23 protein-coding genes are annotated in these 23793 nt (G+C 66.7%); 9 read left to right on the top strand and 14 right to left on the bottom strand.

Features of this window, described 5'->3' with window-relative positions:
- Positions 1 to 2: 2 nt before the first annotated feature.
- Entirely contained in the window at positions 3 to 896 is an 894-nt protein-coding gene (gene cyoE / locus ABR323_RS20815) for a heme o synthase (RefSeq protein ID WP_004138490.1), read from the top strand.
- Between the two features lie 203 nt (positions 897 to 1099).
- Positions 1100 to 1909, top strand: a complete 810-nt coding sequence (locus ABR323_RS20810) for a calcium-binding protein (protein WP_439450668.1) — start codon at positions 1100 to 1102, stop codon at positions 1907 to 1909.
- A gap of 125 nt (positions 1910 to 2034) precedes the next feature.
- Here the strand turns inward: ABR323_RS20810 and ABR323_RS20805 are convergent, their stop codons facing one another.
- The 6 genes from ABR323_RS20805 to rpsU all read right to left on the bottom strand — a co-directional run bounded on the left by ABR323_RS20805 (position 2035) and on the right by rpsU (position 7201).
- On the bottom strand, positions 2035 to 3006 hold the full coding sequence (locus tag ABR323_RS20805) for a bile acid:sodium symporter family protein (protein WP_132826159.1): 972 nt from the start codon (positions 3004 to 3006) through the stop codon (positions 2035 to 2037).
- 28 nt (positions 3007 to 3034) lie between these two features.
- Positions 3035 to 3535 (bottom strand): fused DSP-PTPase phosphatase/NAD kinase-like protein, encoded by a 501-nt coding sequence (locus ABR323_RS20800; protein WP_439450667.1) that lies wholly within the window; start codon positions 3533 to 3535, stop codon positions 3035 to 3037.
- 26 nt (positions 3536 to 3561) lie between these two features.
- Positions 3562 to 5301 carry a DNA primase gene (dnaG, locus tag ABR323_RS20795; RefSeq protein WP_439450666.1) on the bottom strand — a complete coding sequence of 580 codons (1740 nt, stop codon included), beginning with the start codon at positions 5299 to 5301 and terminating at the stop codon, positions 3562 to 3564.
- Positions 5302 to 5361: 60 nt separating this feature from the next.
- Entirely contained in the window at positions 5362 to 6306 is a 945-nt protein-coding gene (locus ABR323_RS20790; protein WP_135272070.1) for a YihY/virulence factor BrkB family protein, read from the bottom strand.
- Between the two features lie 103 nt (positions 6307 to 6409).
- Complete coding sequence (locus tag ABR323_RS20785; protein WP_135272071.1) at positions 6410 to 6853, bottom strand: GatB/YqeY domain-containing protein; 444 nt, start codon at positions 6851 to 6853, stop codon at positions 6410 to 6412.
- Positions 6854 to 6985: 132 nt separating this feature from the next.
- Positions 6986 to 7201: a 30S ribosomal protein S21 gene (gene rpsU, locus ABR323_RS20780; protein WP_002808376.1), complete on the bottom strand. Its 216-nt coding sequence runs from the start codon at positions 7199 to 7201 to the stop codon at positions 6986 to 6988.
- Positions 7202 to 7367: 166 nt separating this feature from the next.
- Between rpsU and tsaD the strand changes: the two genes are divergently transcribed.
- Positions 7368 to 8393: a tRNA (adenosine(37)-N6)-threonylcarbamoyltransferase complex transferase subunit TsaD gene (tsaD, locus tag ABR323_RS20775; protein WP_049449411.1), complete on the top strand. Its 1026-nt coding sequence runs from the start codon at positions 7368 to 7370 to the stop codon at positions 8391 to 8393.
- A gap of 33 nt (positions 8394 to 8426) precedes the next feature.
- Here tsaD and ABR323_RS20770 read toward each other — a convergent pair whose 3' ends face one another.
- Positions 8427 to 9092: a hypothetical protein gene (locus tag ABR323_RS20770; protein ID WP_439450665.1), complete on the bottom strand. Its 666-nt coding sequence runs from the start codon at positions 9090 to 9092 to the stop codon at positions 8427 to 8429.
- A 359-nt stretch (positions 9093 to 9451) separates the two neighbouring features.
- Here ABR323_RS20770 and folB point away from each other — a divergent pair, with 359 nt between their 5' ends.
- From folB to ABR323_RS20750, 4 genes are all read left to right on the top strand, one after another.
- On the top strand, positions 9452 to 9805 hold the full coding sequence (gene folB / locus ABR323_RS20765) for a dihydroneopterin aldolase (protein ID WP_005407807.1): 354 nt from the start codon (positions 9452 to 9454) through the stop codon (positions 9803 to 9805).
- Between the two features lie 87 nt (positions 9806 to 9892).
- On the top strand, positions 9893 to 11164 hold the full coding sequence (locus ABR323_RS20760; RefSeq protein WP_439450664.1) for a mechanosensitive ion channel family protein: 1272 nt from the start codon (positions 9893 to 9895) through the stop codon (positions 11162 to 11164).
- A gap of 128 nt (positions 11165 to 11292) precedes the next feature.
- Positions 11293 to 13467 carry a glycoside hydrolase family 3 N-terminal domain-containing protein gene (locus tag ABR323_RS20755; RefSeq protein WP_439450663.1) on the top strand — a complete coding sequence of 725 codons (2175 nt, stop codon included), beginning with the start codon at positions 11293 to 11295 and terminating at the stop codon, positions 13465 to 13467.
- Positions 13468 to 13597: 130 nt separating this feature from the next.
- Positions 13598 to 14146: a hypothetical protein gene (locus ABR323_RS20750; protein ID WP_439450662.1), complete on the top strand. Its 549-nt coding sequence runs from the start codon at positions 13598 to 13600 to the stop codon at positions 14144 to 14146.
- Between the two features lie 118 nt (positions 14147 to 14264).
- Here ABR323_RS20750 and ABR323_RS20745 read toward each other — a convergent pair whose 3' ends face one another.
- Positions 14265 to 15428 (bottom strand): PQQ-dependent sugar dehydrogenase, encoded by a 1164-nt coding sequence (locus ABR323_RS20745; RefSeq protein WP_439450661.1) that lies wholly within the window; start codon positions 15426 to 15428, stop codon positions 14265 to 14267.
- Positions 15429 to 15596: 168 nt separating this feature from the next.
- On the opposite strand from ABR323_RS20745, the gene yiaA reads away from it, so the two are divergent.
- Positions 15597 to 16049 (top strand): inner membrane protein YiaA, encoded by a 453-nt coding sequence (gene yiaA / locus ABR323_RS20740; protein WP_439450660.1) that lies wholly within the window; start codon positions 15597 to 15599, stop codon positions 16047 to 16049.
- 80 nt (positions 16050 to 16129) lie between these two features.
- Here yiaA and ABR323_RS20735 read toward each other — a convergent pair whose 3' ends face one another.
- The 6 genes from ABR323_RS20735 to ABR323_RS20710 form a co-directional block, all read right to left on the bottom strand.
- On the bottom strand, positions 16130 to 16453 hold the full coding sequence (locus tag ABR323_RS20735; protein ID WP_439450659.1) for a hypothetical protein: 324 nt from the start codon (positions 16451 to 16453) through the stop codon (positions 16130 to 16132).
- A 112-nt stretch (positions 16454 to 16565) separates the two neighbouring features.
- Entirely contained in the window at positions 16566 to 17867 is a 1302-nt protein-coding gene (locus tag ABR323_RS20730) for an APC family permease (RefSeq protein ID WP_439450658.1), read from the bottom strand.
- Positions 17864 to 18625 carry a L,D-transpeptidase family protein gene (locus ABR323_RS20725; protein ID WP_439450657.1) on the bottom strand — a complete coding sequence of 254 codons (762 nt, stop codon included), beginning with the start codon at positions 18623 to 18625 and terminating at the stop codon, positions 17864 to 17866. The genes ABR323_RS20730 and ABR323_RS20725 overlap by 4 nt, the downstream gene beginning before the upstream one ends.
- A gap of 15 nt (positions 18626 to 18640) precedes the next feature.
- Positions 18641 to 19489 carry a MurR/RpiR family transcriptional regulator gene (locus ABR323_RS20720; RefSeq protein ID WP_439450656.1) on the bottom strand — a complete coding sequence of 283 codons (849 nt, stop codon included), beginning with the start codon at positions 19487 to 19489 and terminating at the stop codon, positions 18641 to 18643.
- 148 nt (positions 19490 to 19637) lie between these two features.
- Positions 19638 to 20732, bottom strand: coding sequence for a dipeptide epimerase (locus ABR323_RS20715; protein ID WP_005412042.1), 1095 nt, complete (start codon positions 20730 to 20732; stop codon positions 19638 to 19640).
- On the bottom strand, positions 20729 to 22168 hold the full coding sequence (locus ABR323_RS20710; protein WP_439450655.1) for a C40 family peptidase: 1440 nt from the start codon (positions 22166 to 22168) through the stop codon (positions 20729 to 20731). The genes ABR323_RS20715 and ABR323_RS20710 overlap by 4 nt, the downstream gene beginning before the upstream one ends.
- A 132-nt stretch (positions 22169 to 22300) precedes the next feature.
- Between ABR323_RS20710 and ABR323_RS20705 the strand changes: the two genes are divergently transcribed.
- Entirely contained in the window at positions 22301 to 23773 is a 1473-nt protein-coding gene (locus ABR323_RS20705; RefSeq protein ID WP_439450654.1) for a transglutaminase-like domain-containing protein, read from the top strand.
- The last annotated feature ends 20 nt before the right edge of the window (positions 23774 to 23793 follow it).

Raw genomic sequence — 23793 nt, 5'->3', positions numbered from 1 at the left:
CCATGTTTTCCAATTACCGCCAGTACTGGGACCTGACCAAGCCCAAGGTCGTCGCCCTCATCGTTTTCACCGCCCTGGTCGGCATGGTCCTGGCCATCCCCGGCGTGCCCAGCTGGGAGCAGGTGCGCGCCGGCGTGCTCGGCTTCCTCGGCATCTGGCTGGCGGCGTCGGCCGCGGCGGCGATCAACCAGCTGCTGGACGCGCACATCGATGCGCAGATGGCGCGCACCTCGTGGCGGCCGCTGGTGGTGGGCAAGGTCAAGCCATGGCAGGTGCTGGTGTTCGCCAGCGTGTTGATCGTGTTGTCGATGGTGATCCTGGTGCTGTGGGTGAACCTGATCACCGCAGTGCTGACCTTCGCTTCGCTGATTGGCTACGCCGTCATCTACACCGTGTACCTCAAGCGCGCGACCTCGCAGAACATCGTCATCGGCGGCCTGGCTGGCGCGATGCCGCCGATGCTGGGCTGGGCGGCGGTAACCGGTATGCAGGGTTCGTCGGACTGGGCGTACTCGTCGCTGCTGGTGCTGATCATCTTCATCTGGACGCCGCCGCACTTCTGGGCGCTGGCGATCTTCCGCCGCGAGGACTACGCCAAGGCGGAGATCCCGATGCTGCCGGTGACCCACGGTGTGGTGCACACCCGCAAGCAGATCATGGTGTATTCGGTGGTGCTGGCACTGGTCTGCCTGCTGCCGTACCTGGTGGGCATGAGCGGTGCGTTCTACCTGGGCGGCGCGATCGTGCTCAATGCCGTGTTCCTCTGGTACGCCTGGCGCATGCTGGACCCGCCGGACGAGCTGTTCTCGATGAAGATGTTCTATTACTCCATCGTCTACCTGATGGCGCTGTTCGCCTTCCTGCTGGTGGATCACTGGATCCTGCCCTGGTTGTGATCTCAGGGTCGGATCCCCGAAGGGGCTCTGACCCGGTCTGATCGCGCGGACATCCACGCCATGCTCGACTTGGGGTCGGATCCCCGAAGGGGCTCTGACCCCAACTGATCGCGCGGACATCCACGCATGACGTGAATCACCTTGAACGCCGGTTGTGGCGCCGCCATTGCTGTTCCTGACCCCAGGGAAAGGAAGCAGCAGGGATGCATACGATCTTCCGTTGGACCACCGCGCTGATCCTGGCGCTGGGCATGGCCGTGAGCGCGCATGCCGACGACACTGCCGCGCAGATTCGCCGGTATGCCTCTGACCACCGCATGCTGGTGCTGGGTGAATTCCACGGAACACGCGAGACGCCGCTGCTGGTGCGGCAGCTGGTGGACGACTACAGCCGCGATGGCTCGCCAGTGCTGCTGGCGCTGGAATTGCCACGAGGCGAGAACCCCACGCTGCGCGATTACCTCGCTTTCGATGGCGGCGCGCAGGCACGCGAGCGCCTGCACGGCCGCGCGTTCTGGACCGTGCACGACGACCAGCACGATGGCCGTCGCAGCCGCGACATGCTGGCGCTGATCGAAGACCTGCGCGCGCTGAAGGCACAGGGTCGCGTCATCGACGTGGTCGGCTATGACGTCGACAACAACGATGGCAGCAACCAGGTACGCGATGACCGCATGGCTGCCGAGCTGCGGCGTCTGTACCGGCGCGTGCCGGATGGGGCACGCATGCTAGTGCTGACCGGCAATGTGCACGCCATGCTGCAGCGGCCTGCATACGCACCGCCGGAAATGCAGAAAAGGCCGATGGCATCGCTGCTGCGGGACCTGGATATCTACAGCGTGCGGCTGGGCGCGTTGCGTGGCCATGCGTGGGGATGCGCGGGCACTTGCATGGCGCGGTCAATTCCCGAACAGGTGGCGCGTGGCCCACGGGTGGATACCTATGTCGGACGTCAATACGATCTGTGGCTGTGGATGCCGGAGCTGAGCGTCGGCACGCTGGTTAACCCGTAGCGTTAGACAATTCATCCACGCATGGCGTGGATCTACTGCGGGTTCACGCCATCCGTGGATGTTTCTCCCGCAGCAACCCGCGCGTTCAGTAGATCCACGCCATGCGTGGATGATTTCCCAGCGGGTCAGGGCTTGCGCCGCGCATACCGCTGCGCGATCACGCCGCAGACGATCAACTGGATCTGGTGGTAGATCATCACCGGCAGCACGATGGCGCCGAGGCTGCCGCCAGCGAACAGCACCTTGGCGATCGGCACGCCGGTGGCCAGGCTCTTCTTCGAGCCGCAGAACACGATGGCGATTTCATCTTCGCGGTTGAAGCGCAGACGGCGGGCGATGAAGGTGATCAGCGGCATGGCGATGCCGAGGAGCACGGCAGCCACCACCGCGACCGCGAACAGCGACAGCAGTGGCGTCTTGCTCCACAGCCCTTCTGTCACGGCTTCGCCGAATGCGGAATAGACCACCAGCAGGATGGTGGCCTGGTCGGTATAGCGCAGCAGCGCGCGCTGCTTCTCCACCCAGCCGGCAATCCACGGCCGCAGCAGGTGACCGGCCACGAACGGCACCAGCAGTTGCAGCATGATGCCGCCGATCGCATGCAGCGGGTCGTGCACGCCGCCGGAGGTGCCGGCCAGCGCGGTCAGCAGCAGCGGGGTCAGGAACACGCCAAGGATGCTCGACAGCGAGGCACTGCACACCGCTGCAGGCACGTTGCCGCGCGCCATCGAGGTGAACGCGATGGACGACTGCACGGTGGACGGCAGGGTGCACAGGAACAGCACGCCCAGATACAGCTCCGGGGTCAGCAGCCAGCCCGACAGCGGCTTGAACAGCAGGCCCAGCAGCGGGAACAGGATGAAGGTGCAGGCCAGGATGGTCAGGTGCAGCCGCCAGTGCAGCATGCCGCCGATGATCGACTCGCGTGGCAGGCGCGCGCCGTGCAGGAAGAACAGTGCGGCGATGGCGACGGTGGTGACATCGTCGAGGACCAGGGCCGCGGCACCTTTCATCGGCAGCAGCGAGGCCAGGCCGACGGTGCACAGCAGGGCGAGGGTGAAGTTGTCCGGTCGCAGGCGCGACCACCAGCGGGTCATGGTGGGCAGGGTCCTTGGGGCGGAGGGATCAGGGCGAAGCGGCTGGCGTGGCCAGGCGCTGGCGGGTAGCGGCTTCCAGCGACTTCAGGCCGGCTCGCTGGCCGAGCTGCAGTGCCTGCTCGGCGCTGGCGTGCTCGTAACGTGCATTGACCAGGCCGAGCACGGCACCGGCGCGGTTGCCGGACGCACAGTGCAGCAGCACCGGTCCCTGGCTCTGCTGCAGGGCCTGGTGCACGGCGCGGATATTGGCCGCGTCCAGGCCGTCGGCACCGGCCACCGGAATGCGTACATAGCGCAGGCCCAGTGATTCGGCGACGCGGGTTTCGTCGAAACCGCGATCCTCGTCGGGCTGGCGCAGGTCGATCACCGTGTGCACGCCCTGCGCGGCCAAGGCCTGCAGCTGCGCAACACTGGGCTGGCCGCCGGCGTACAGGCCGGGGCGGACTTCATGCAGGGCCGGATCTTCAGCCCAGGCCGTCAGTGGCAGGCAGAGCGACAACAACAGCAGGCAGGTCAGGCGCAGCAGCATGGTCTCTCCGGGGAAGCGTTCTGCCGCTAGAGGCGCAGCGTGGCGCGGGCCTTCAACAGCTCGCGCAGTTCGTACTTGTCAGTATCGTCCAGACCCTGTTGGCGCTGCTTTGCCAACAACTCTTCCAGACGTTGCACCAACAGCTGTTTTTCCAGCTGGGCCACGGCATCGTGCAGTTCCAGGGTCCACATTGCATCGTCGCCGGGCATGGTCTGCGCGGCCAGCGTGTGCAGGGAGGCCTGCTCTTCGCGGCCGTCGAAATGCTCCAGCAGGGCGCCAGTGCTGATATCCGGGCGCTGTTCGACCAGCCCCAGCAGCTCCAGCAGCAGCTCCACGCCGGGCAGGCGCAGGCCCTGGAAGTGGTGCTTGCCGCCCAGGGTCAGGGCCAGTGACGGCTGCTGCAGCAGCACGGCGATCGCGCCGCGCACCAGGCTGCGCCTGGCCACCGGTTGGATCGTGCGTGCCGGTTGCCGCTGAGGCATCGGAGCGCGCGCGGACTGGGCGCCGCCGCCGAGCCCGGTCAGCTGCCCCAGCTGCTGTTTCATCAGGTCGCCGAAGGCGCCGTCGGGAATCTGCGCCAGCATCGGTTTGGCCCGTTCGGCCAGGCGTGCCTTGCCATCGAGCGTGCCCAGGTTGATCTCGCGGGTGAGTTCGTCGAAGAAGAACTGCGACAGCGGCGTGGCCTGCTTCAAACGTTCGTCGAACGCCTCGGCGCCTTCCTTGCGCACGATGCTGTCCGGGTCTTCGCCATCGGGCAGGAACAGGAAGAACGCCTGGCGGCCATCCTTCATGCGCGGCAGCACCGACTCCAGCGCCTTCCAGCCGGCGCGGCGGCCGGCGGCATCGCCGTCGAAGCAGAAGAACACGTCGGGCGCGTTGCGGAACAGCAGCTCGGCATGGTCCGGCGTGGTCGCCGTGCCCAGCGTGGCCACCGCCTGGGTGACACCGAACTGGAACAGCGAGACCACATCCATGTAGCCCTCGACCACGATCAACCGCTCGATCTTCTGGTTGGCCTGGCGCACCTGCCACAGGCCGTACAGTTCGCGGCCTTTGTGGAACAGCGCGGTCTCGGGCGAGTTGAGGTACTTGGGGCCGTCGTCCTTCTCGAACACACGGCCGCCGAAGGCGATCACCCGGCCACGGCGGTCGAAGATCGGGAACATCACCCGGTCGCGGAACTTGTCGTAGACGTGGCCGCGGTCGTTCTTGGAGAACAGGCCGGCGCGGTCGAGCAGCTTCATGCGCCGCTCGTCCTTGCCCAGCGCATCGCGCAGGCCGCTGTAACCATCCGGTGCATAGCCGATCTGGAAGCGCGCGCGGTTTTCTTCGTCCACGCCACGCCCATCCAGATAACTGCGTGCCTTCTCGCTGCCCTCCAGGTTCTTCTGGAAGAACTTGGTGGCTGCGTCCAGCGCCGAATACAGCTCGCGGCTGTCGTCCTGCTGCTGGGGGCTGCGCGGGTTCTCGCTGCGCGGCACTTCCATGCCCGCGCGCTTGGCCAGTTCATCCACCGCGTCGAGGAACTCGAGGCGGTCGTAGTTCATCAGGAAGCTGATGGCGGTGCCGTGCGCGCCGCAGCCGAAGCAGTGATAGAACTGCTTGGTGGGCGAGACCGTGAACGAGGCCGAGCGCTCGTCATGGAACGGGCAGCGCGCGGCGTATTCCTTGCCCTGTCGTTTCAGCGGCACGCGGCTGCCCACCACCTCGACGATGTCGGAGCGGGCCAGCAGGTCGTCGATGAAAGCGTCGGGGATACGGGCCATGGGCAACAGAACGGGGCGCGGCCGCCAGGGCGCGCTGCGGGGGCGGCAGGTTCCCCTAGTTTACTCGCTGGCGATGCCGGGGCTGGCCTGTTCGCCGTCAACCCCGGCTCTGGCCAGCTGCGCCCGTGCATGCTGGCGTTCGTCGATCACCGCAGTCATCAATGCACCGACGAAGAACACGGCGGTGGCGTAGTAGATCCAGACCAGTGCGATCACCAGTGCGCCCATCGAACCATACGCACTGCCCGGTGCCACGGTGGCGATGTAGACGCCAATCCCGTAGCGGCCCAGGGTGAACAGCACCGAGGTGATCGCACCGCCGATGAAGGCCTGGCGCCAGGCCACGCGACGGTCCGGCAGGTAGTGGTAGAGGAAGGCGAAGGCCAGTGTGTAGAGCAGCAGCGAGGTCAGGTAGCCGATTGCCGGCAGTACCGAGGGCAGCTGCGCGAACACCACCTGCAGTGCGGTGGTGGCGGTCATCGACAGGATCAGCAGGAAGCCCAGCGCCAGCACCACCCCGAATGAGAACACGCGCTTGCGCAGCCAGGCCTTGATGCCTTCCAGGCGCTGGCCGCTGGTATGGAAGATCCGGTTCAGCGCGTTCTGCAACTGGGCGAACACCGCGGTGGCGCCGACGAACAGCAGCAGCGTGCTCCACAGCCCAGCCAATGAACCGACGCTGGGCTGGCTGTTGGCGTTGTGCAGCACGGTGTCGGCGACGCTGGCCACGCTGCTGCCGGCCACCGAACCGATCTGGCTGATCAGCGTCTGCTGCGCCGGTGGGTACAGCGAGGCGGTCAGCCACAGCAGCAGCACCAGCAGCGGTGCCATCGACAGCAGGGCGTAGAAGGAGACCGAAGCGGCCTGGGTCAGCACGTCGATTTCGACGAAGCGCTTGGCCACCGCCATCGGGAAGCTGTCCTGCAGGCGATCAGCGTAGTGGCGAAGGCGTGCGGGGATGCCGTGGGGACGCGTGTCGGCGGGGGAGTGCGGTTGCTCGACCATGGAGATGTTGTAGCAGCCGGAGGTCGAAGGTGCGGTGAAGCGGGTGCATTAATGGGGTCAGAGCCCTTCCGCGATGCGAAAGGGATCCGACCCCGGCAATGGCTTACGCCAGCTGCTGCTTGACCAGCTTGGAGACCAGCCCCATGTCGGCCTGGCCGGCGAGCTTGGGCTTCAGTGCGCCCATCAGCTTGCCGATGTCGGCCGGGCTGGAGGCGCCGGTCTCGGCGATGGCGGCCTGGATGGCGGCCACGATCTCGGCTTCGCCCATCTTCGCCGGCAGGTAGGCTTCGATCACCACGATCTCGGCGCGCTCGATCTCGGCCAGGTCTTCGCGGTTGGCGGCTTCAAACTGGCTGACCGAGTCCTTGCGCTGCTTGACCATCTTGTCGAGCACGGCGATCACGGCGGTGTCATCCAGCTCGATGCGCTCGTCCACTTCGCGCTGCTTGATGGCGGCGTTGATCAGGCGGATCACGCCCAGCTTGTGCTTCTCGCCCGCCTTCATGGCGGCCTTCATGTCTTCGGTGAGCTGCAGCTTCATGCTCATGAGGAACCTCGTGGTGGTGGTGGGGCGGGGCGGATGCCCGAGCCCGGAAACGCAAAAAGCCGGCGACGCTTGCGCGTGCCGGCTTCGGCTCCATCGCGACAGGCAAGCCCGCCGCAACGAAGATGCGTCCGATCAGTACAGGCGCTGACGCTTGGTAACGTCGCGCGACGAGCGGCGCAGCTGACGCTTCACAGCAGCGGCGGCCTTGCGCTTGCGCTCCTGGGTCGGCTTTTCGTAGAACTCGCGCTTGCGGGTTTCGGCCAGCACACCGGCCTTTTCGCAAGTGCGCTTGAAGCGGCGAAGAGCAAACTCGAAGGGCTCGTTCTCGCGGACTTTGACGCTGGGCATGGAATCTCCGGGACACAGTAGAACCGGGTCACGCCCGGCGAGCCGCACATTATAGCGGCGAATCGACAAACTGCAAGCGGCCAACCCTGAATACGGGCCGGGGGTTCGAAAGCAGTGAGACCTGCACGTCCCCCGAGGGGGCGGCAGGGGCGTCATAATAGCAGGCATGCGAGTCCTTGGCATCGAATCTTCCTGTGATGAGACCGGCGTGGCGGTGTATGACACCGACCTTGCCGGCAGCGCGGCCCTGCGCGCCCATGCGGTCTACAGCCAGATCGCCCTGCACGCCGAATACGGTGGTGTGGTGCCCGAACTGGCCAGCCGCGACCACGTCCGCAAGCTGCTGCCGCTGGTGCGCCAGACCCTGGCCGAAGCCGGTCTGGGCGTGGACGATATCGACGGCGTGGCCTACACGGCCGGCCCCGGTCTGGTCGGCGCGTTGCTGGTCGGCGCGGGTGTGGCGCGTTCGCTGGCGTGGGCGCTGGAGGTGCCGGCGGTGGGCGTACACCATATGGAAGGCCACCTGCTGGCCCCGCTGATGGAAGACGACCCGCCGGAAGCGCCGTTCGTGGCGCTGCTGGTATCGGGGGGCCATACCCAGCTGGTGGCGGTGGATGCGATCGGCCAGTACCGCCTTCTGGGCGAGACCCTGGACGATGCGGCGGGCGAGGCCTTCGACAAGACGGCCAAGATGATGGGCCTGCCCTATCCGGGCGGGCCGCAGTTGGCCAGGCTGGCCGAGCAGGGCACGCCGGGTGTCTACCGCTTCGCGCGACCGATGACCGACCGCCCGGGGCTGGATTTCAGCTTCTCCGGCCTGAAGACCCAGGTCCTGATGGCCTGGCGTGACAGCGACCAGAGCGAGCAGACCCGCGCCGACATCGCCCGTGGCTTTGAAGATGCGGTGGTCGAGACCCTGTCGATCAAGTGCGAGCGCGCGCTGGAAGCGGCCGGGACCAATGTGATCGTGGTGGCCGGCGGTGTCGGCGCCAACAAGCGCCTGCGCGCCCGCCTGCAGCAGATGGCCGAGCGTCTCGGCGGCCGTGCGTGCTTCCCGCGGCCGGCACTGTGCACCGACAACGGCGCGATGATCGCCTTCGCCGGCGCGCTGCGCCTGCAGGCCGGCCAGCACAGCCCGCCGAAGGTGGATGTGACCCCGCGCTGGGACATGGCGACCCTGCCGGCGGTGTGAACCGGTAGCGCCGGGCCACGCCCGGCGAACGCATTACAGACGCCCTGCCAACGGCGATGCTGCCAACACCGTCGTCGCCCGCTCATGGCGTTGCAGCCAGCCCAGCGTATGCGGGCAGCGGGCGTGGATCAGCCGCCCGATCGCGGCCAGGTCGGCGCCGATGTCGCGTTCCAGGATGGGCTCGTGATGGGCGATCCGGTTGCGCAGGTGGCGGATGCGTCCGATATCCGCGTGGATGGCTTTCCTGATGGCACTGGGATGAGCGGAGGGAGCATGCTGCAGAACCCCGCTGAGTGCCGGTATCCACAGCGTGGAGTCGAAGCGACAGGTGAAGAGCTGCTGCCAGAACACCATTGGCAGGTTGGCGACGATCTCAGGTGCAGCGTTTACGCGGCTGGCAAGTTGTTCCAGGGCCGTGCGTGGAGAAGTACTGGATGAGGCTGGCAGTCTGCGTCGGAAGGCATCATTCCAGGGCCAACGCGGGCCGTGCTGCCGGGCGAGCACGGTTGCAGCGGCGTTACGGGTGACCACTTCGCACAGATGGACCGGCATCATCAGTGCACCGCACATCCGCATGTTCCAGAGGTACAGGGATTCGGCAGTGACGTCAGGGCCGCAGGTCGATGCGATTCTCTCGTAAGTAGACAGACGCTCCGCTGACAACGCGCGCCGCAGTGCATCGTATGGAGCCATCGTCATGTGCGGTGGTGAAGGAGGGATCGATGTTCGCCAGAGAGGGCGGCGGCCACCATCAGGGAACGTCGTTGTCCGTGTGGCTGATTCTCTGTATTTCGCCTCGGACGGATACCTGACCTGCCCTGTCGGAATTGGCCTTGACCGGCGATCTGGTCCTTGCCTAATCTGCGTGCCTGCGCCACCGGGACTCGCGGCTGGATTCCAGCTCCCCCCGGGGACAAACGGTAGTACCAAAGGGCCCCGCTAGCAGGGCCCTTTGTCTTTTCCGGCGCCGTATCCCTGCCGGCCACCCACCGCCCGTTCCGGGCAGGCTCACCGCCGTGCCGTTACCATGGCCCCCTGTATTCGGGCTGGTAACCGCAATGGACAAGGTTTTCATCGAGGGGCTGACGATCGACGCCCTGATCGGCATCTACGATTGGGAGCGACGGATCCGCCAGGACCTGGTGTTCGACCTGGAGATGGGCTTCGACAACCGTCGCCCCGCGGCTACCGATGACATCGCCCACACCCTGAACTACAAGGCGGTGAGCAAGCGCCTGGAGCAGTTCGTGCGCGAATCGGAATTCGGCCTGGTCGAGACCCTGGCCGAGCGCTGCGCGCAGATCGTGCTCGACGAATTCGACGTGAAGTGGCTGCGCCTGAAGCTGAGCAAGCCGGGCGCGGTGCGCGGCGCGCGCGCGGTGGGCGTGATCATCGAACGCACGCGGGACTGACCCGGTCGTGCCGGCCGCCGGCCGGCAACCCCGGTCGTGCCGGCCGCTGGCCGGCAACCTCAACAGCAATGAAGAAGGAGACAACGGATGGTGGACGCGGTGGTGGCGGTACAGTGGCTGGAAAAGCTGCAGAACACACTGGAACCCTATCCTGGCGCCTACCTGGCGTTGATGATCTCGGCGCTGCTGATCGCAGCAGGCCTGGCCAACTGGATCACCAAACGCATCCTGGTGCGTGGCCTGCGGCGCCTGCTGCAGCGCCTGCCGGGTGCCGAGTCGGGGCGTGGCAGCCATTTGATGCGGGTGATTTCGCGCCTGTCCAACGTGGTGCCCAGCCAGGTGATCGCCTCGGGCATCACCCTCATCCCCGACCTGCCGCCGGGCCTGGTCAACGTCATCATCAAGCTGTGCATCGTGTGGGCCGTGCTGACGGTGTCGATGGCGTTCTCGCACGCGCTGGACGCGGCCAACAGCCTGTACGAGCGCAAGCCCGATGCGCGCAACAAGCCGATCAAGGGCTACCTGCAGGTGGTCAAGATCGTGGTGTTCGTGGCTGCCGGCCTGTCGATCATCGCCACCCTGCTGGGCGTAGCGCTGGGCCCGCTGGTCACCGGCCTGGGCGCAGCCACCGCAGTGCTGATGCTGATCTTCCAGGACACCATCCTGTCGCTGGTGGCCAGCGTGCAGATCAGTGGCGACGGCCGCGTGCGCATCGGCGACTGGATCGAGATGCCCAGCCAGAACGCCGACGGCGATGTCATCGACATCGCCCTGCACACCATCACCGTGCAGAACTTCGACAAGACCATCACCACCATTCCGACCAAGAAGCTGGTGACCGAGTCGTTCAAGAACTGGCGCGGCATGCAGGAGGCCGGTGGGCGCCGGATCAAGCGCGCGCTGTATCTGGACCAGCACAGCGTCGGCTTCCTGGACGAGGGTGATCTGGCCTTCCTCGGTGAGTTCGCGCTGCTGCGCGACTACCTGCAGGCCAAGGAACAGGAGCTGGGGCAGTGGAACGGGCGCTTGCGCGAGCAGGGCGTGGCCGAGGTCAACAGCCGCCGGGTGACCAACCTGGGTACCTTCCGGGCCTATGTGGAGCGCTACCTGCGCAGCCACCCGGGCATCCATACCGATATGACCCTGCTGGTACGGCAGCTGCAGCCGACCACCGAAGGCCTGCCGCTGGAGCTGTACTGCTTCACCCGCAGCACCGCCTGGGGCGAGTACGAGGCGGTGCAGTCGGACATCTTCGACCACCTGCTGGCGATCCTGCCCGCCTTCGGCCTGCGCGTGTTCCAGGCCTCCAGCGACGCCATGTTGATGGCCGGGCAGCGCCAGTTGGCTGGCTCGGAGTAAGCTGCGGTGCCCCCGGCGGGGCCATACGGACCCCGCTGGTGGCTGAAACTGAATGAAGAAACCTCTCGCCAAATCGCCCGGGATCGCTAGAATGCCGGGCTTGTAAACGTTTTCATCAAGGACTGCCGGTGGCCTCCGATCGCATCGAATCCCTCATTGCCCAGATGACCGTCGAGGAAAAGGTCGGCCAGCTGGGTGTCTTCGCGGACATGGTCCGCCCGTTCGCCCCGGACGTGAACCCGGAAGCCAACGTGCGCAATGCCGACCAGGTGCTGCAGCAGGTGCGCGAGGGCAAGGTCGGGTCCCTGTTCAATGGTGTGGGCGCCGAGCTGGGCCGCCGCATCCAGCAGGTCGCCACCGAGGAAAGCCGCCTGGGCATCCCGGTGATCCTGGCGGCCGACGTCATCCACGGCATGCGTACCGTGTTTCCGATCCCGCTGGGCGAGGCCGCCAGCTTCGAGCCGGATCTGGCCGAGCGCACCGCGCGCGCCACCGCCATCGAAGCCACTGCCGCTGGCCTGCACTGGACCTACGCCCCGGCCGTGGACATTGCCCGCGACCAGCGCTGGGGCCGTGGCGCCGAAGGGGCCGGTGAGGACGTGGTGCTGGGCTGTGCGTTCGCCGCCGCTCGTGTGCGCGGCTTCCAGGGCAGTGACCTGCGTGCGGCCGATTCGCTGCTGGCCACGCCCAAGCACTTCGCCGCCTATGGCGCGGTGATGGCCGGCATGGAATACAACATGGTGGACATCTCGCCGCAGACCCTGCGCGACGTGCACCTGCCGCCGTTCAAGGCCGCCTTCGACGCCGGCGCGATCACCGTGATGTCCTCGTTCAACGACATCAACGGCGTGCCGGCCAGCGCCAACGCCGAACTGCTGACCGACATCCTGCGCGGTGAGTGGAAGTTCCCGGGCGTGGTGATCTCCGATTACACCGCCGACATGGAACTGGTCGCCCACGGCTACGCCGCCGACGACCGCGATGCCACCGCCAAGGCGTTCACCGCCGGCCTGGATCTGAGCATGCAGAGCGGCTTCTATGCCGAGCACCTGCCGGGCCTGGTCGAGAGCGGCGACGTGCCGATGAGCGTGCTGGATGAAGGCGTGCGCCGCATCCTGTGGCTGAAGGAAACCATCGGCCTGTTCGACGACCCGTACCGTTCGCTGGACCCGGCGCGCGAAGCGGATACCTCGCACATCGCCGCGCATGACGAGCTGTCGCGCGATGCTGCGCGCCGTTCGATCGTGCTGCTGAATAACCGCGACAACGTGCTGCCGCTGCAGAAGACCGGGCAGAAAATCGCGCTGATCGGCCCGTTCGTGCAGGACCGCGAGAACATCGAGGGCTGTTGGACGCTGTTCGGTGACAAGCAGCGTTACGTGGACCTGGAAACCGGCGTGCGCGCCGCCATCGGCGATGCGTCGCTGCTGGAGGTCGTGCCGGGCTGCGAGCTGGAAGTGGCCATCCCCGGTGGCACCGAAGCAGCGGTGGCTGCCGCGCTGCGCGCCGACGTGGTGGTGCTGGCGCTGGGCGAACCGCAGCGCTACAGCGGTGAGGCGCAGTCGCGCGTGGAAATCACCCTGCCGCCGGCACAGCAGGCGCTGGCCGAGGCCGTGGCGATGACCGGCAAGCCGCTGGTGGTGCTGCTGCGCAATGGCCGCGCGCTGGCACTGCAGGGCGCCGTGCGCAATGCACAGGCCGTGGCGGTGACCTGGTACCTGGGCACGCAGACCGGCCACGCGGTGGCCGATGTGCTGTTCGGTGACTACAGCCCGTCCGGCCGCCTGCCGGTCAGCTTCCCGCAGGTGTCCGGCCAGCAGCCGTACTTCTACAACCATCCGCGGACCGGCCGCCCGGAACTGCCGACGATGTCGGAGTTCAAGGCCCGTTGGCGCGAGATCCCGAACGAGCCGCTGTACCCGTTCGGCCATGGCATCGGCTACACCACGTTCGCTTACGGCGTGCCACAGCTGAGTGCAGCCCAGCTGGGCTGGGACGACACCCTGACCATCACCACCACGCTGACCAACAGCGGTGATGTGGCCGGCGAGGAAGTGGTGCAGTTGTACATCCACGACCGCGTGGCCAGCCGCGTGCGACCGGTGCGCGAACTGAAGGATTTCCGCAAGGTGGCGCTGCAGCCGGGCGAGTCGGCCGAAGTGGTGTTCACCCTGACCCGCGAGCAGTTGGAATTCACCGGCCGCGACGGCGTGCTGCGTGCCGAGCCGGGCCAGTTCGACCTGTGGGTCTGCGCCTCGTCAGCGGCAGGCGAAGCCGTGCAGTTCGAGCTGCTGAAGGCCTGATCGAAGAAAAGGGGACGGAGGGGATTAAGTCGTTTGTGGCACTAACGACTTAATCCCCTCCGTCCCCTTTTTGTTGTCCTCACTGGTGTGGCGCTACCATCGGCATTCTTGGACCGATGGATGCCCGCGCATGCGTACGATCGCTGTGTTGATTCCCGCCCTGTTGCTGGCGGCCTGCTCGCAGCCGGCGCCGCCGGCCGAGCCTGCAGCGGACGCGCCGCCGCCGATGGAGGCCAGTGCTGCAGCGACGCCTGCGGTCGAGCCTGTCGCTGAAGCCGCCACCGCCGCCGCACCGGCTACGCCTGCAGCAGACCCGGCCGCCGAAGATGCGCGTGCGCGCATCGAGACGCTGCTCGGTGATGCCGCGCAGTATGAAAAGGTCTTCAACGCGTTCAAGACCGCCGTGGTCGGCGGTGATCGCGCCGCCGTGGTCGAGGAAGTGCGCTTCCCGTTGAACATCAGCGGTGGAAAGAAGATCACCGGTCCTGGTGAGTTCCAGCGCAACTACGAGAAGATCATCACCCCGGCGGTGGTCAAGGCGGTGTCCGAGCAGGACTTCGGCAAGGTCTTCGTCAACCAGCAGGGCGTGATGATCGGTGATGGCCAAGTGTGGTTGAACGGGCAGTGCCTGGACCAGGCCTGCGCGAAGACCGAGGTCAAGGTCATCACCATCCAGTGAATGCAGACGGCCCCGCAATGCGGGGCCGTTTCGTAAGGGTAGTGCCGGCCGCTGGCCGGCAACCGCAGGATGCCGAGAGAATCCAGGGGGCCGGCCAGCGGCCGGCACTACCGGGACATCAGGTCTTCGGGGTGAGCTTCAGCAGTCGCGCCTTGCTGCCATCTTCCAGCAGCCACAGTGCGCCATCCGGGCCCTGTTCCACTTCGCGGATGCGCTCGCCCATGTTGAAGCGTTGGGCTTCGCGCGCGCGGTCGCCGTCGAAGGCCACGCGCACCAGTGAGGTCGAGGACAGACCGCCGATGAAGCCGCTGCCCTTCCACTGCGGGAACAGGTTGCCGCTGTAGATCACGAAGCCGGCCGGCGAGATCACCGGCGTCCAGGTCACCTTCGGCGCGGCGAATTCCGGGCGGGTATCGTGGTCGGGAATCGGGCGGCCGTCGTAGTGGTCACCGTTGGAAACAACCGGGTAACCGTAGTTGGCGCCGCGCACGATCAGGTTCAGTTCGTCGCCACCGGCCGGGCCCATCTCGTGCGCCCACAGCTTGCCGTTGGCATCGAAGGCCATGCCCAGGATGTTGCGGTGGCCCAGCGACCACACCTGCGCGGCAACGCCGCCCTGCGAGGCGAACGGGTTGTCGGCGGGCAGGCTGCCATCGTCGTTGAGGCGGATGATCTTGCCGAGGTTGCCGCCCATGTCCTGGGCCGGATCGAACTTCTGGCGCTCGCTGGAACTGATCCACAGCTTGCCGTCCGGGCCGAAGGCAAGGCGATGGCCGTAGTGGCCCTCACCGCTGACCTTGGGGCTCTGCCGCCAGATCACCTTCAGATCCTTCAGCTGGCCGGCACCGTTGGCGTCCAGTGCCAGCGTGGCGCGGGCCACGGCGGCACCGCGGGTATCCAGCGTGCCTTCCTCGGCATAGCTGAGGTAGATCACGTGGTTGCGGGCGAACTGCGGGTGCAGGATCACATCGCCGAAACCGCCCTGGCCGCCGTAGGCGACTTTCGGCACCCCGGTGATCTCGTGCTTCTTGCCGCTGGCCAGGTCCAGGTGCTGCAGCTTGCCGCGCTTTTCGGTGACCAGCAGGCTGCCGTCGGGCAGGAAGGTCATCGCCCAAGGCTGGTCGAAGCGGCTGACTTCGGTGGCGGTGAACGGACGCTGGTCGACGCTGGCGGCCGGAGCGGCCTTGGCGTCCTGTGTCGTCTCCGGACCGGCAGCGTTGCAGGCGGAGGTGGCGAGGATCGGCACCAGGCCGAGGGCGAGCAGCAGGGGCGTGCGGGTCATGGGTATCTCCAGCGTGGGGATGCGGATGGCCAGGCTCTCCCTTGTATACCACCGATGGGGTGATGGTCCCGGCCCGAAGGTCCTGTTTCCCCCTGTGCGCTGGCGCGCGGATGGTCTAGGGTGTTCACGCCCGGGCAAAGCATGCCCGCCTGACTGCAAGGATCTGCAATGAACGCACCGATCATCCATCGACCCTCGCCCGCCTTCATCGCCGCTTCCTGGGTGGCCCTGCTGCTGGGCGCAGTGGCCTATCTGGTAGGCCTGTTCAATGCGGAAATGCCGCTGAACGAAAAGGGCTACTACCTGACGCTGCTGCTGTTTGGCCTGTTCGCGGCGGTGTCGCTGCAGAAGAGCGTGCGCGACCGGGTCGAAGGCATTCCGGTCAGTGGCCTGTACTACGCCCTGTGCTGGTTCGCGCTGTTGTCTGCCCTGTTGCTGCTGCTGGTCGGCTTGTGGAATGCCACGCTGCTGCTGAGCGAAAAGGGCTTCTACGGCATGGCGTTCGCACTGTCGCTGTTCGGCGCGGTGGCGGTGCAGAAGAACACCCGCGACCTGATCGCCGCCGGTGGCGGTGAGAGCAAGCGCAGCGCGGCCGTGCCGCCGCTGCCGGAGCAGGAGTGATCGATCCGGTGTAGAGCCGAGCCACGCTCGGCTCAGTCGAGCATGGCTCGACGCTACAGCCGTGGTGCGAGAGTCGAGCGCTATCGCTTCAACCGCGTATCCGCCAGCTGAGCGTCCTCCCAGCCACGTCGCGCCGCGTTGCGCGCCTGTGTCCATTCCAGGCGACTGCGGCCACGCTCACTGGCCCAGCGCGATTCCAGTTCGCCTTCCACTTCCTCGTAGGCGCGGATCATGTCCTGTGCGCGCGCGGCGTGGCCGATGCGGTAGGCCGGCTCGTAGTCCTCGAAGAACAGCTGGTCGTCGTAGTACGGCTCGGCCGTGTAGCGCTCGCGCCAGTAGTTGGAAACAGCATCACGCGGCGTGCTGTCATCCGGCACGCGACCGGGGATCTGGTATTCGGCCATTGGAAGGGCTCCGTTGTTGACGAAGCCTGATCGTGCCTGCCTGGCAGTTAACGGCCCGGTCCGGCAGCGTGATCGCCAGATCAATCCGCCGGGCATGGCCCGGCGCTACCGGTCACCCGACGTCGGCATCCTTGCGCGGCAGCTTGTAGATCACCGCACCGATGGCAAACGCGACCAACGCAGCCGCAATGTTCTGCCAGCTGGCACTGGCGAACAGCGCCACGCACAGCAGCAGCGCCAGCACCGGAATCAATGGCCCACCGGGCAGCTTCAACGCACCGGGACGATCGGCATAGCGCTTGGCCAGCACCAGTACCGCAGCAGCGGTACCGATGTAGGCGAACAGACGCGTGGTCATCGACAGCAGGGCCAGCTGCACGAACGAACCGGACAGCGCCAGGCCGAGCGCGATCAGGCCCTGGCACAGGATTGACGCGGCCGGGGTATGGAAGCGCGGATGCACCTGCGCCAGGATCTTCGGCCCGTAACCATCGCGGGCCAGCGCGAACAGGAAACGTGGGCCCATCATCATCGTGTTGCTGTTGGTGCCGAGGATGGAGATGGTCGCGCCCACGGTGAGGATCAACGCCAGGGCTTCACCACCGAAGCCGGCAGCCGCATCGGCCAGCGGCGTGGCCGAGCTGGCCAGGCCGGCCAGCGTGCCCTGTGCCACCACCTGTACCGCGCCGTAGATGACGGTGACGGTGATGATCATGGTGATCAGCGCGAACGGAATATCGCGGCGCGGATTGCGGTATTCGCCGGCGGCGGCCGGGATGTTCTCGAAGCCTGCGTAGGCGTAGAGAAGCAGCAACGCGGCTTCACCCATGCGCTGCAGGTCATGCGGGTCCGGGCGTTGTCCGGAGAAGGCCAGCTGCGGGTCGATGTAGAACGCGCCGATGGCCACGAACAGCAGCAGCGGCAGCATCTTGCCGATCACCAGTACGACACCGGTGCGTGCGGCCGAGCGCACGCCCAGGATGTTGACGCCAGTGAGGAAGCCCAGCGACACCACGATCACCGCAATACGACCCATGCCGGCAGCGGCCCACGGCCAGAAGCGCGCGACCGCATCGGCCAGCGCATTGCTCAACGCGGCCGCCGAGCTGATGCGGGTCAGCCAGATCATCCAGCCGATCTCGAAGCCGGCGAAGCGGCCGAAGGCTTCGCGCGCATACAGGTAGCTGCCACCAGGTTCATCGAAGTAGCTGGCCGCCTGCGCGTAGCACAGCACCAGCAGGGCAACGACGATGCCGGCGGCGACCACGCCCCACAGGCTGAAGGGGCCGAGCAGGGCGACGGTAGCGGCCGGCAGCAGGTAGATGCCGCTGCCGATCACATCGTTGATCGACAGGCCGACGATCTGCCAGCGGCTGACCGCACGCTGCAGCTGCGGTTCTTCGTGCGCGCTCAACGGGCGTCTCCGCGCAGTGCGGGCAGCTGCCATTGCGCCTGCAGCCGCTTGTACTCGGCGCGCGGCAGCAGCACGAAGCGCGGCGTATCCTGCGGCCGCAGCCAGTCCAGCAATGCCTGCATGCGCGCCTGCGGCATGGCCGTGCAGCCGGCGGTGGCCTCACCCGGCTGGCGCCACAGATGGGCGAAGATGCAGCTACCCTTGCCGGGTTGGTTGTCCGGGTTGTGGGCGATCACGAAGCCCTCCTGGTAGCGCACGTCGCCCTTGTCGTGCAGGTCCAGCCGCATCGGCTCGGTGGAGCCTTTGACCGCCGCACTGCCGACCTTCTTCGCGTCGACGATGCGGTTGTAGAACGGCGAACCGGGCACGTCCATGCAGTAGCTGCTGTCCAGCATCGGCTGGTAGGGCATCGCGGTGCCGGGGCGGGTGACGGCATAGCCGAACGCACTGCCGAGCGCGAACACGCCTGCCGGGCTGCGGCCATCACCTTCCTGCTTCTGCGGGCCGTCGGCCTGCACCGGATGCAGGCCCAGGCCCCAGGCGCTGCCGGTACGGCCAAGCGCCACCGGGAACGCCTGCCCATGTGCATGCCAGCCCTTGCCATCGCGCACATAGGCCTGCAGTTGCCCCTCGGTGCTGTCCCAGCTTTCGCTGGTGACCACGATCAGCTGGCGCGCGCCATCCAGTGGCGCGGCGTGGGCGGACATCGCCGCGGCAAGCAGCAGTGCAGTGGCGGCAAGTCGGACCAGCGATCTCATCAACATGCGCTCCGGTCAGGAATCCAGCAGGTGGTCGATCCGCTCCAGGTTCACCGCAAGCTGCTGCTGGCGATCCGGATTGGTGTGGCAGAGCAGCACGAACAGGAAATCGAGCAGGGCGTGCATGGCGCTACGGTACAGCAGCTGCGCCACCTGCGGCGTGCGGTCATGCGCGCACACCACCAGTGCCGCATCAGCATGCGCGCGCAGCGGGTTGGCGGTGTGGCGGGTGATGGAAATCACCTTGCCACCCATGTCCTGGAACTGCCGTGACAGCTGCGAAAGCTGGGGCAGGTTGCCGAACTCGGAGAACATCAGCAGCGCATCACCGGGGCGCGCGGCCGACAGGTTGGCCAGCATCAGGATCGGGTCGGTATGCGGTACCACCAGCAGGCCGAGCAGCGACAGCCGCATGGCGAACTCGCGCGCGAACAGGCCGTCGTCACCCAGGCCGTACACGAACAGCTTCGGCGCGCCGTCGAGCTGCTGCACGATGCGCTCGATCTCCTCGCGTGGATTGGCCTGTCGGGTTTCCTCTTCGGCCTGTGCCTTGCTGCGGCGCAGGGCCTCACCCAGGCGCTGGTAGTCGTCGCTGTTGTCGGGTTCGCTGGGTGCCTGCTGCGGGTCGGCACCGGCGCGGGCCACGTCCTGGCCGATCGAGTACTTCAGGTCCGGGTAGCCTTTGAAGCCGAGCTTCTGGCTGAACTTCACCACGCTGGACTGGCTGATGCCCAATGCGCTGGCCAGCTGCTGGGACGAGTAGTCGCGCAGGAGATGGGCGTTGTCGAGGATGAAGTCGGCGATGCGGCGCTCGATGGCCGACATCTGCCCGCGCTCGGTGCGGATTTTCAGCAGGGGCGGCATGCGGGGTGTCCGGGCATGTGTAGGCGCGTTGCGGCTGGCAGCGTAGAGCAGATTATGTGGTGGTTCGGGCGCGTGCCAGCCGCGACGAGGATACGGGGTAGAGCAGAAGCAGGAGCATCCACGCATGGCGTGGATCTACCAAGTCGGTTCAACCCAGCATCTCCAGCCCGCGTACTTCGGTGATGCCCAGCCCCGGCACGTCGCTGATGCTGATCTCCGATTCGTTGAAATGCACGCCGCCACTGACCGGGTCGAACTGGCCCAGCGAGGGGCCGTCGAGGTCGACCTTGGTGATCACATCACTCTTGGCCACCGCCAGGTGCACGGCCGCGGCCACGCTGATGCTCGATTCGATCATGCAGCCGATCATGCACGGTACGCCGTAGATGCCGGCGATGTCGGCGATGCGGATCGCGTTGGACAGGCCGCCGGTCTTCATCAGCTTGATGTTGATGATGTCCGCCGCGCGCTGCTGGATCAGGTCCATCACCTGGCTCGGGCTGAACACACTTTCGTCGGCCATCACCGGCGTGTTGACCCGGTCGGTGACGTACTTCAGGCCGCTGATGTCGGCGGCCTTCACTGGCTGCTCCAGCAGTTCCAGTACCACGCCTGCTTCTTCCAGCGTGCGCATCGCATGCACCGCCTGCTTGGCGGTCCAGCCCTGGTTGGCATCCAGGCGCAGCAGAGCGCGGCCTTCCACAGCGGCGTGGATCGCCTTGACCCGTTCGATGTCCAGGCCGATGTCCTTGCCGACCTTGATCTTCAGCGACTCGAAGCCGCGCTCGATCGCCGACAGCGAGTCGGCCACCATCTTGTCGATGTAGTCCACGCTGATGGTGATGTCGGTGGTGATCACCGGGTCGCCGCCGCCCAGCATCTGGTACAGCGGGGCACCGTGCAGCTGCGCCCACAGGTCGTACAGCGCGATTTCCACCGCGGCCTTGGCGCTGGTGTTGCGCTCCATCGCGGTCTGCACCAGCGTGCAGAGATGGTTGAGGTTGACAACGTCCTGGCCGATCAGGCGCGGGGCGATGAAGTGGCGGATCGCTTCGATGATCGAGCCGTGCGTATCGCCGGTGATCACCGCGGTGGCCGGGGCTTCACCGTAACCGGTGTTGCCGGTGTCGGTGCGGATCAGCACCACCACGTCTTCCACGGTTTCCACCGTGCGCAGGGCGGTCTTGAACGGCGTCTTCAGCGGCACGCGCAGCATGCCCAGTTCGATGGCGGTGATCTTCATTCAGGAGTCTTGGCCCGCAGGCGCTGGATGTTGGTGATGCGGTCGATGTAGCGGACGGTATCGCTGGCCATCATCGGCTCCAGCGGCGTGACCGAAACACCATTGAGATGGGCCTGCACGCGCGTGCCGTCGGCACCGAACCAGCTGCCGCCCGCCGTATCGTGGATGACCCAGGTGCGGCCGTCGACGTGGCCGATGGCCATCATCACGTGGCCGGGGATGTAGACCAGATCGCCCACCTGAAGGTCGGTGACGGCGCGGTCGCGCAGTGCCTTGCCGTCCTTGCTGGTGAACGGCAGGCGATCCAGCGCCGGGCTGACCGCCTGTGCACTGGTATTGCGCGGCAGCAGCACGCCGAAGCTGCGGTAGATCTCGGATACGAACCCACTGCAGTCGCGGGTGTCGTAGTCGTGGCCCCAACCGTAGCGTTCGCCGAGGAACTTGAAGGCCTGCTGCTGCAGCAGGCGCGGGGTCAGTGGCAGGTAATCGGCGGCGGTATCCTGCGAGCGCGGCAGCAGGGCCGGCACCAGTTTCAGGCGACCATCGGCCTCGCGTACCGGCAACTGCACCACCCACGAGGCATGCGCCTGCTGGCCGTTCACCGGCTCGGCGGCCGGCCAGTCGGCCAGCACCGGCAGGCGCACGCCCATGTCCAGCTGCAGGCGCGAGACACGCGGTTCTTCCGGGGTGTAGGCAGTCTGCGCGGTGGCACCGGTGATGATCCGGTATGGTCCCTTCGCGCCGTGGCCGAGCACCGTGGCCTTGTCGCCGCTGGCGATGGCATCGGCCTCGATCCATGCGCTGTAGCGCTCGCTGTGCACGAACAGCCAGCGGCCGTCGGCACTGCGATGGACCACGGCGACTTTGTCGCCGGGGAACAGTGCCGATTCCTGGAAGCGATCGATGTCGGTGTCGCCGACGGTGCTGAAGACGCGCTCGCGGGTGGGGAAGGTGCGCAGCGCGGCACGCTTCACCACCAGCCCGTAGGCCGGTGCCACCTGGGCGGAAATCGCATCGAGGCCGAGGTTGGCTTCGATCGCGCTGCGCAGCGCGGGCGCGATCGCCTGGCCCTTGTCGTTGTAGAGGGCGCGGGTGGGCCAGCTCGACAGCCCGGTGATGCTGGCGCGCACCGTCGCCGCATCAAGCGGGGAGGGCAGTGCGGCAATGTTCTGGATGTGGCTGTCCTGCGCCCGCATCCGCGCGTTCTGTGCCTCGATCTGCGCGCGGTCCAGAATCGGCGCATCAGCGTTGTCCAGGCGCTCGGCCCAGTACTGCGGTGTGAGGTAGGCCTCGTGCAGGCCGATCACATAGGGCAGCGGTGCGCCGGGATCGGGTGCCGGGGCAGCCTGTGCGAAGGCAGGCGCGGCCAGCAGGCACAGGGCCAGAGTCAACCGGCGCGGCCAACGCCGGCGCGGTTCGCGGGAAGCCAGGCTCATGCGGTGCACACCCTCCTCGAATGCCTTTAGGAATATTTATTCCTTTTGGCGGCGAAAGCAAGAATAAATTATTGACCGGCACTCCGGCCCGTGTTACACAGCCGTTACCACCCGCGCTTGGGAAGTGTCGCTGTGGATCCTGCCGTTCGCAAACCGCGTCTGCCTGCCGCCGCCGGCCTATGTGCCGCGCTGCTGCTGTGGGCGTCGGCCACGCAGGCGGCAGACGGGCGCAGCAGCCAGCAGCGTGCGCGCGAAACGCAGGTGATCGACCTGATCGACAGCGGCCGCTTCAGCGACGCCGATGCGCTGCTGGCGACCGCGAGCGATGCTGCCGAAGGCGCGTTCCAGCGTGAGCGCATGCGCCGTATCCGTCTGGATTTTTCCCTCGACGAAACCGCCGCCAAGTCTGCCGTGCGCCGCTGGATTCCCGATCTGACCGACGAGGAATTCGCGCGCTGGGATCAGCTCGGTCTGATCGAGCATCTCGATATCGATGGCACGCGTTGGTATTTCAAGCGCGCACCGTCAAACCTGTTCCTGCTCAGCGACCAAGCGCGCGCACGCCGACGCGCGGATGCACCGATGTCACCGCCGGGCCCGAACGAGGTGCTCAATGCACACCACGCGCGCGTGGTTGCCGTGGCCGAACAGAGTGGCCAGGCGTCGGGACTGCCGCAGCGCATTGAATTCACCCAGTCGCTCACGGTGAAAGCCGATGCCGTGCCGGCCGGCGAAACCGTACGCGCCTGGATTCCGTACCCGCGCGAGGTTCGGGGCCAGCAGGCGCAGGTGCAGTGGCTGGGCAGCGCGCCCGGCAAGGCACGCGTGGCGCCAGCCAGCACCCTGCAGCGCACCGCCTATCTGGAAGCCAAAGCGGTGGCCGGGAAGCCGACCCGCTTCGAGATCCGCTACGCGGTCACGATCCTCGCGCGGCATACCGTGATCGACCCGGCCAAGGTACAGCCAACCCCGGCTGATCCGGCCTTGACGCCCTATCTGGCCGAGCAGCTGCCGCATGTGCGCTTCACCCCGGCGCTGAAGCTGTTCTCCGACCAGGTACTGCAGGGCGAGACACGTCCGTATGAAGTGGTGCGCAAGCTGTTTGCTGCCGTGGACCGCATTCCCTGGGCCGGTGCGCGAGAGTACTCCACGCTAAGCAACATCAGCGACTACGCGCTGCATGCTGGCCATGCCGACTGCGGACAGCAGACCCTGTTGCTGATCGCGCTGCTGCGCATGAACGGTGTTCCCGCGCGCTGGCAGTCGGGCATGGTGTTCTCCGACGATGGTAGCGGCTACAGCAATCTGCATGACTGGGGACAGTTTTACCTGGCGCCGTACGGTTGGCTGCCAATGGACGTGACCACTGGCGCGCTGGCCAGCGATGTGCCGGCCCTGCGCGACTTCTATCTGGGTGGCCTCGACGGCTACCGCATCGCCTTCAACGACGATTTCGGCCAGGCCTTCGTGCCGGCCAAGCAGCACTTCCGCTCGGAAACGATCGACTCGCAGCGCGGCGAGGCCGAGTGGGCAGGCGGCAACCTGTACTTCGACCAATGGAGCTACGACTTCCAGTGGCGGGTACTGCCAGCCGGGCAACGCTAGCGCGAAACACCACCCTCAAC

This window comes from Stenotrophomonas sp. ATs4 (assembly GCF_051861585.1).
GTDB classification, from domain to species: Bacteria; Pseudomonadota; Gammaproteobacteria; order Xanthomonadales; family Xanthomonadaceae; genus Stenotrophomonas; species Stenotrophomonas maltophilia_AS.
The sequence above is the reverse complement of the archived record's forward strand: the minus strand, read 5'-3'. Positions and strand labels throughout refer to the sequence as shown.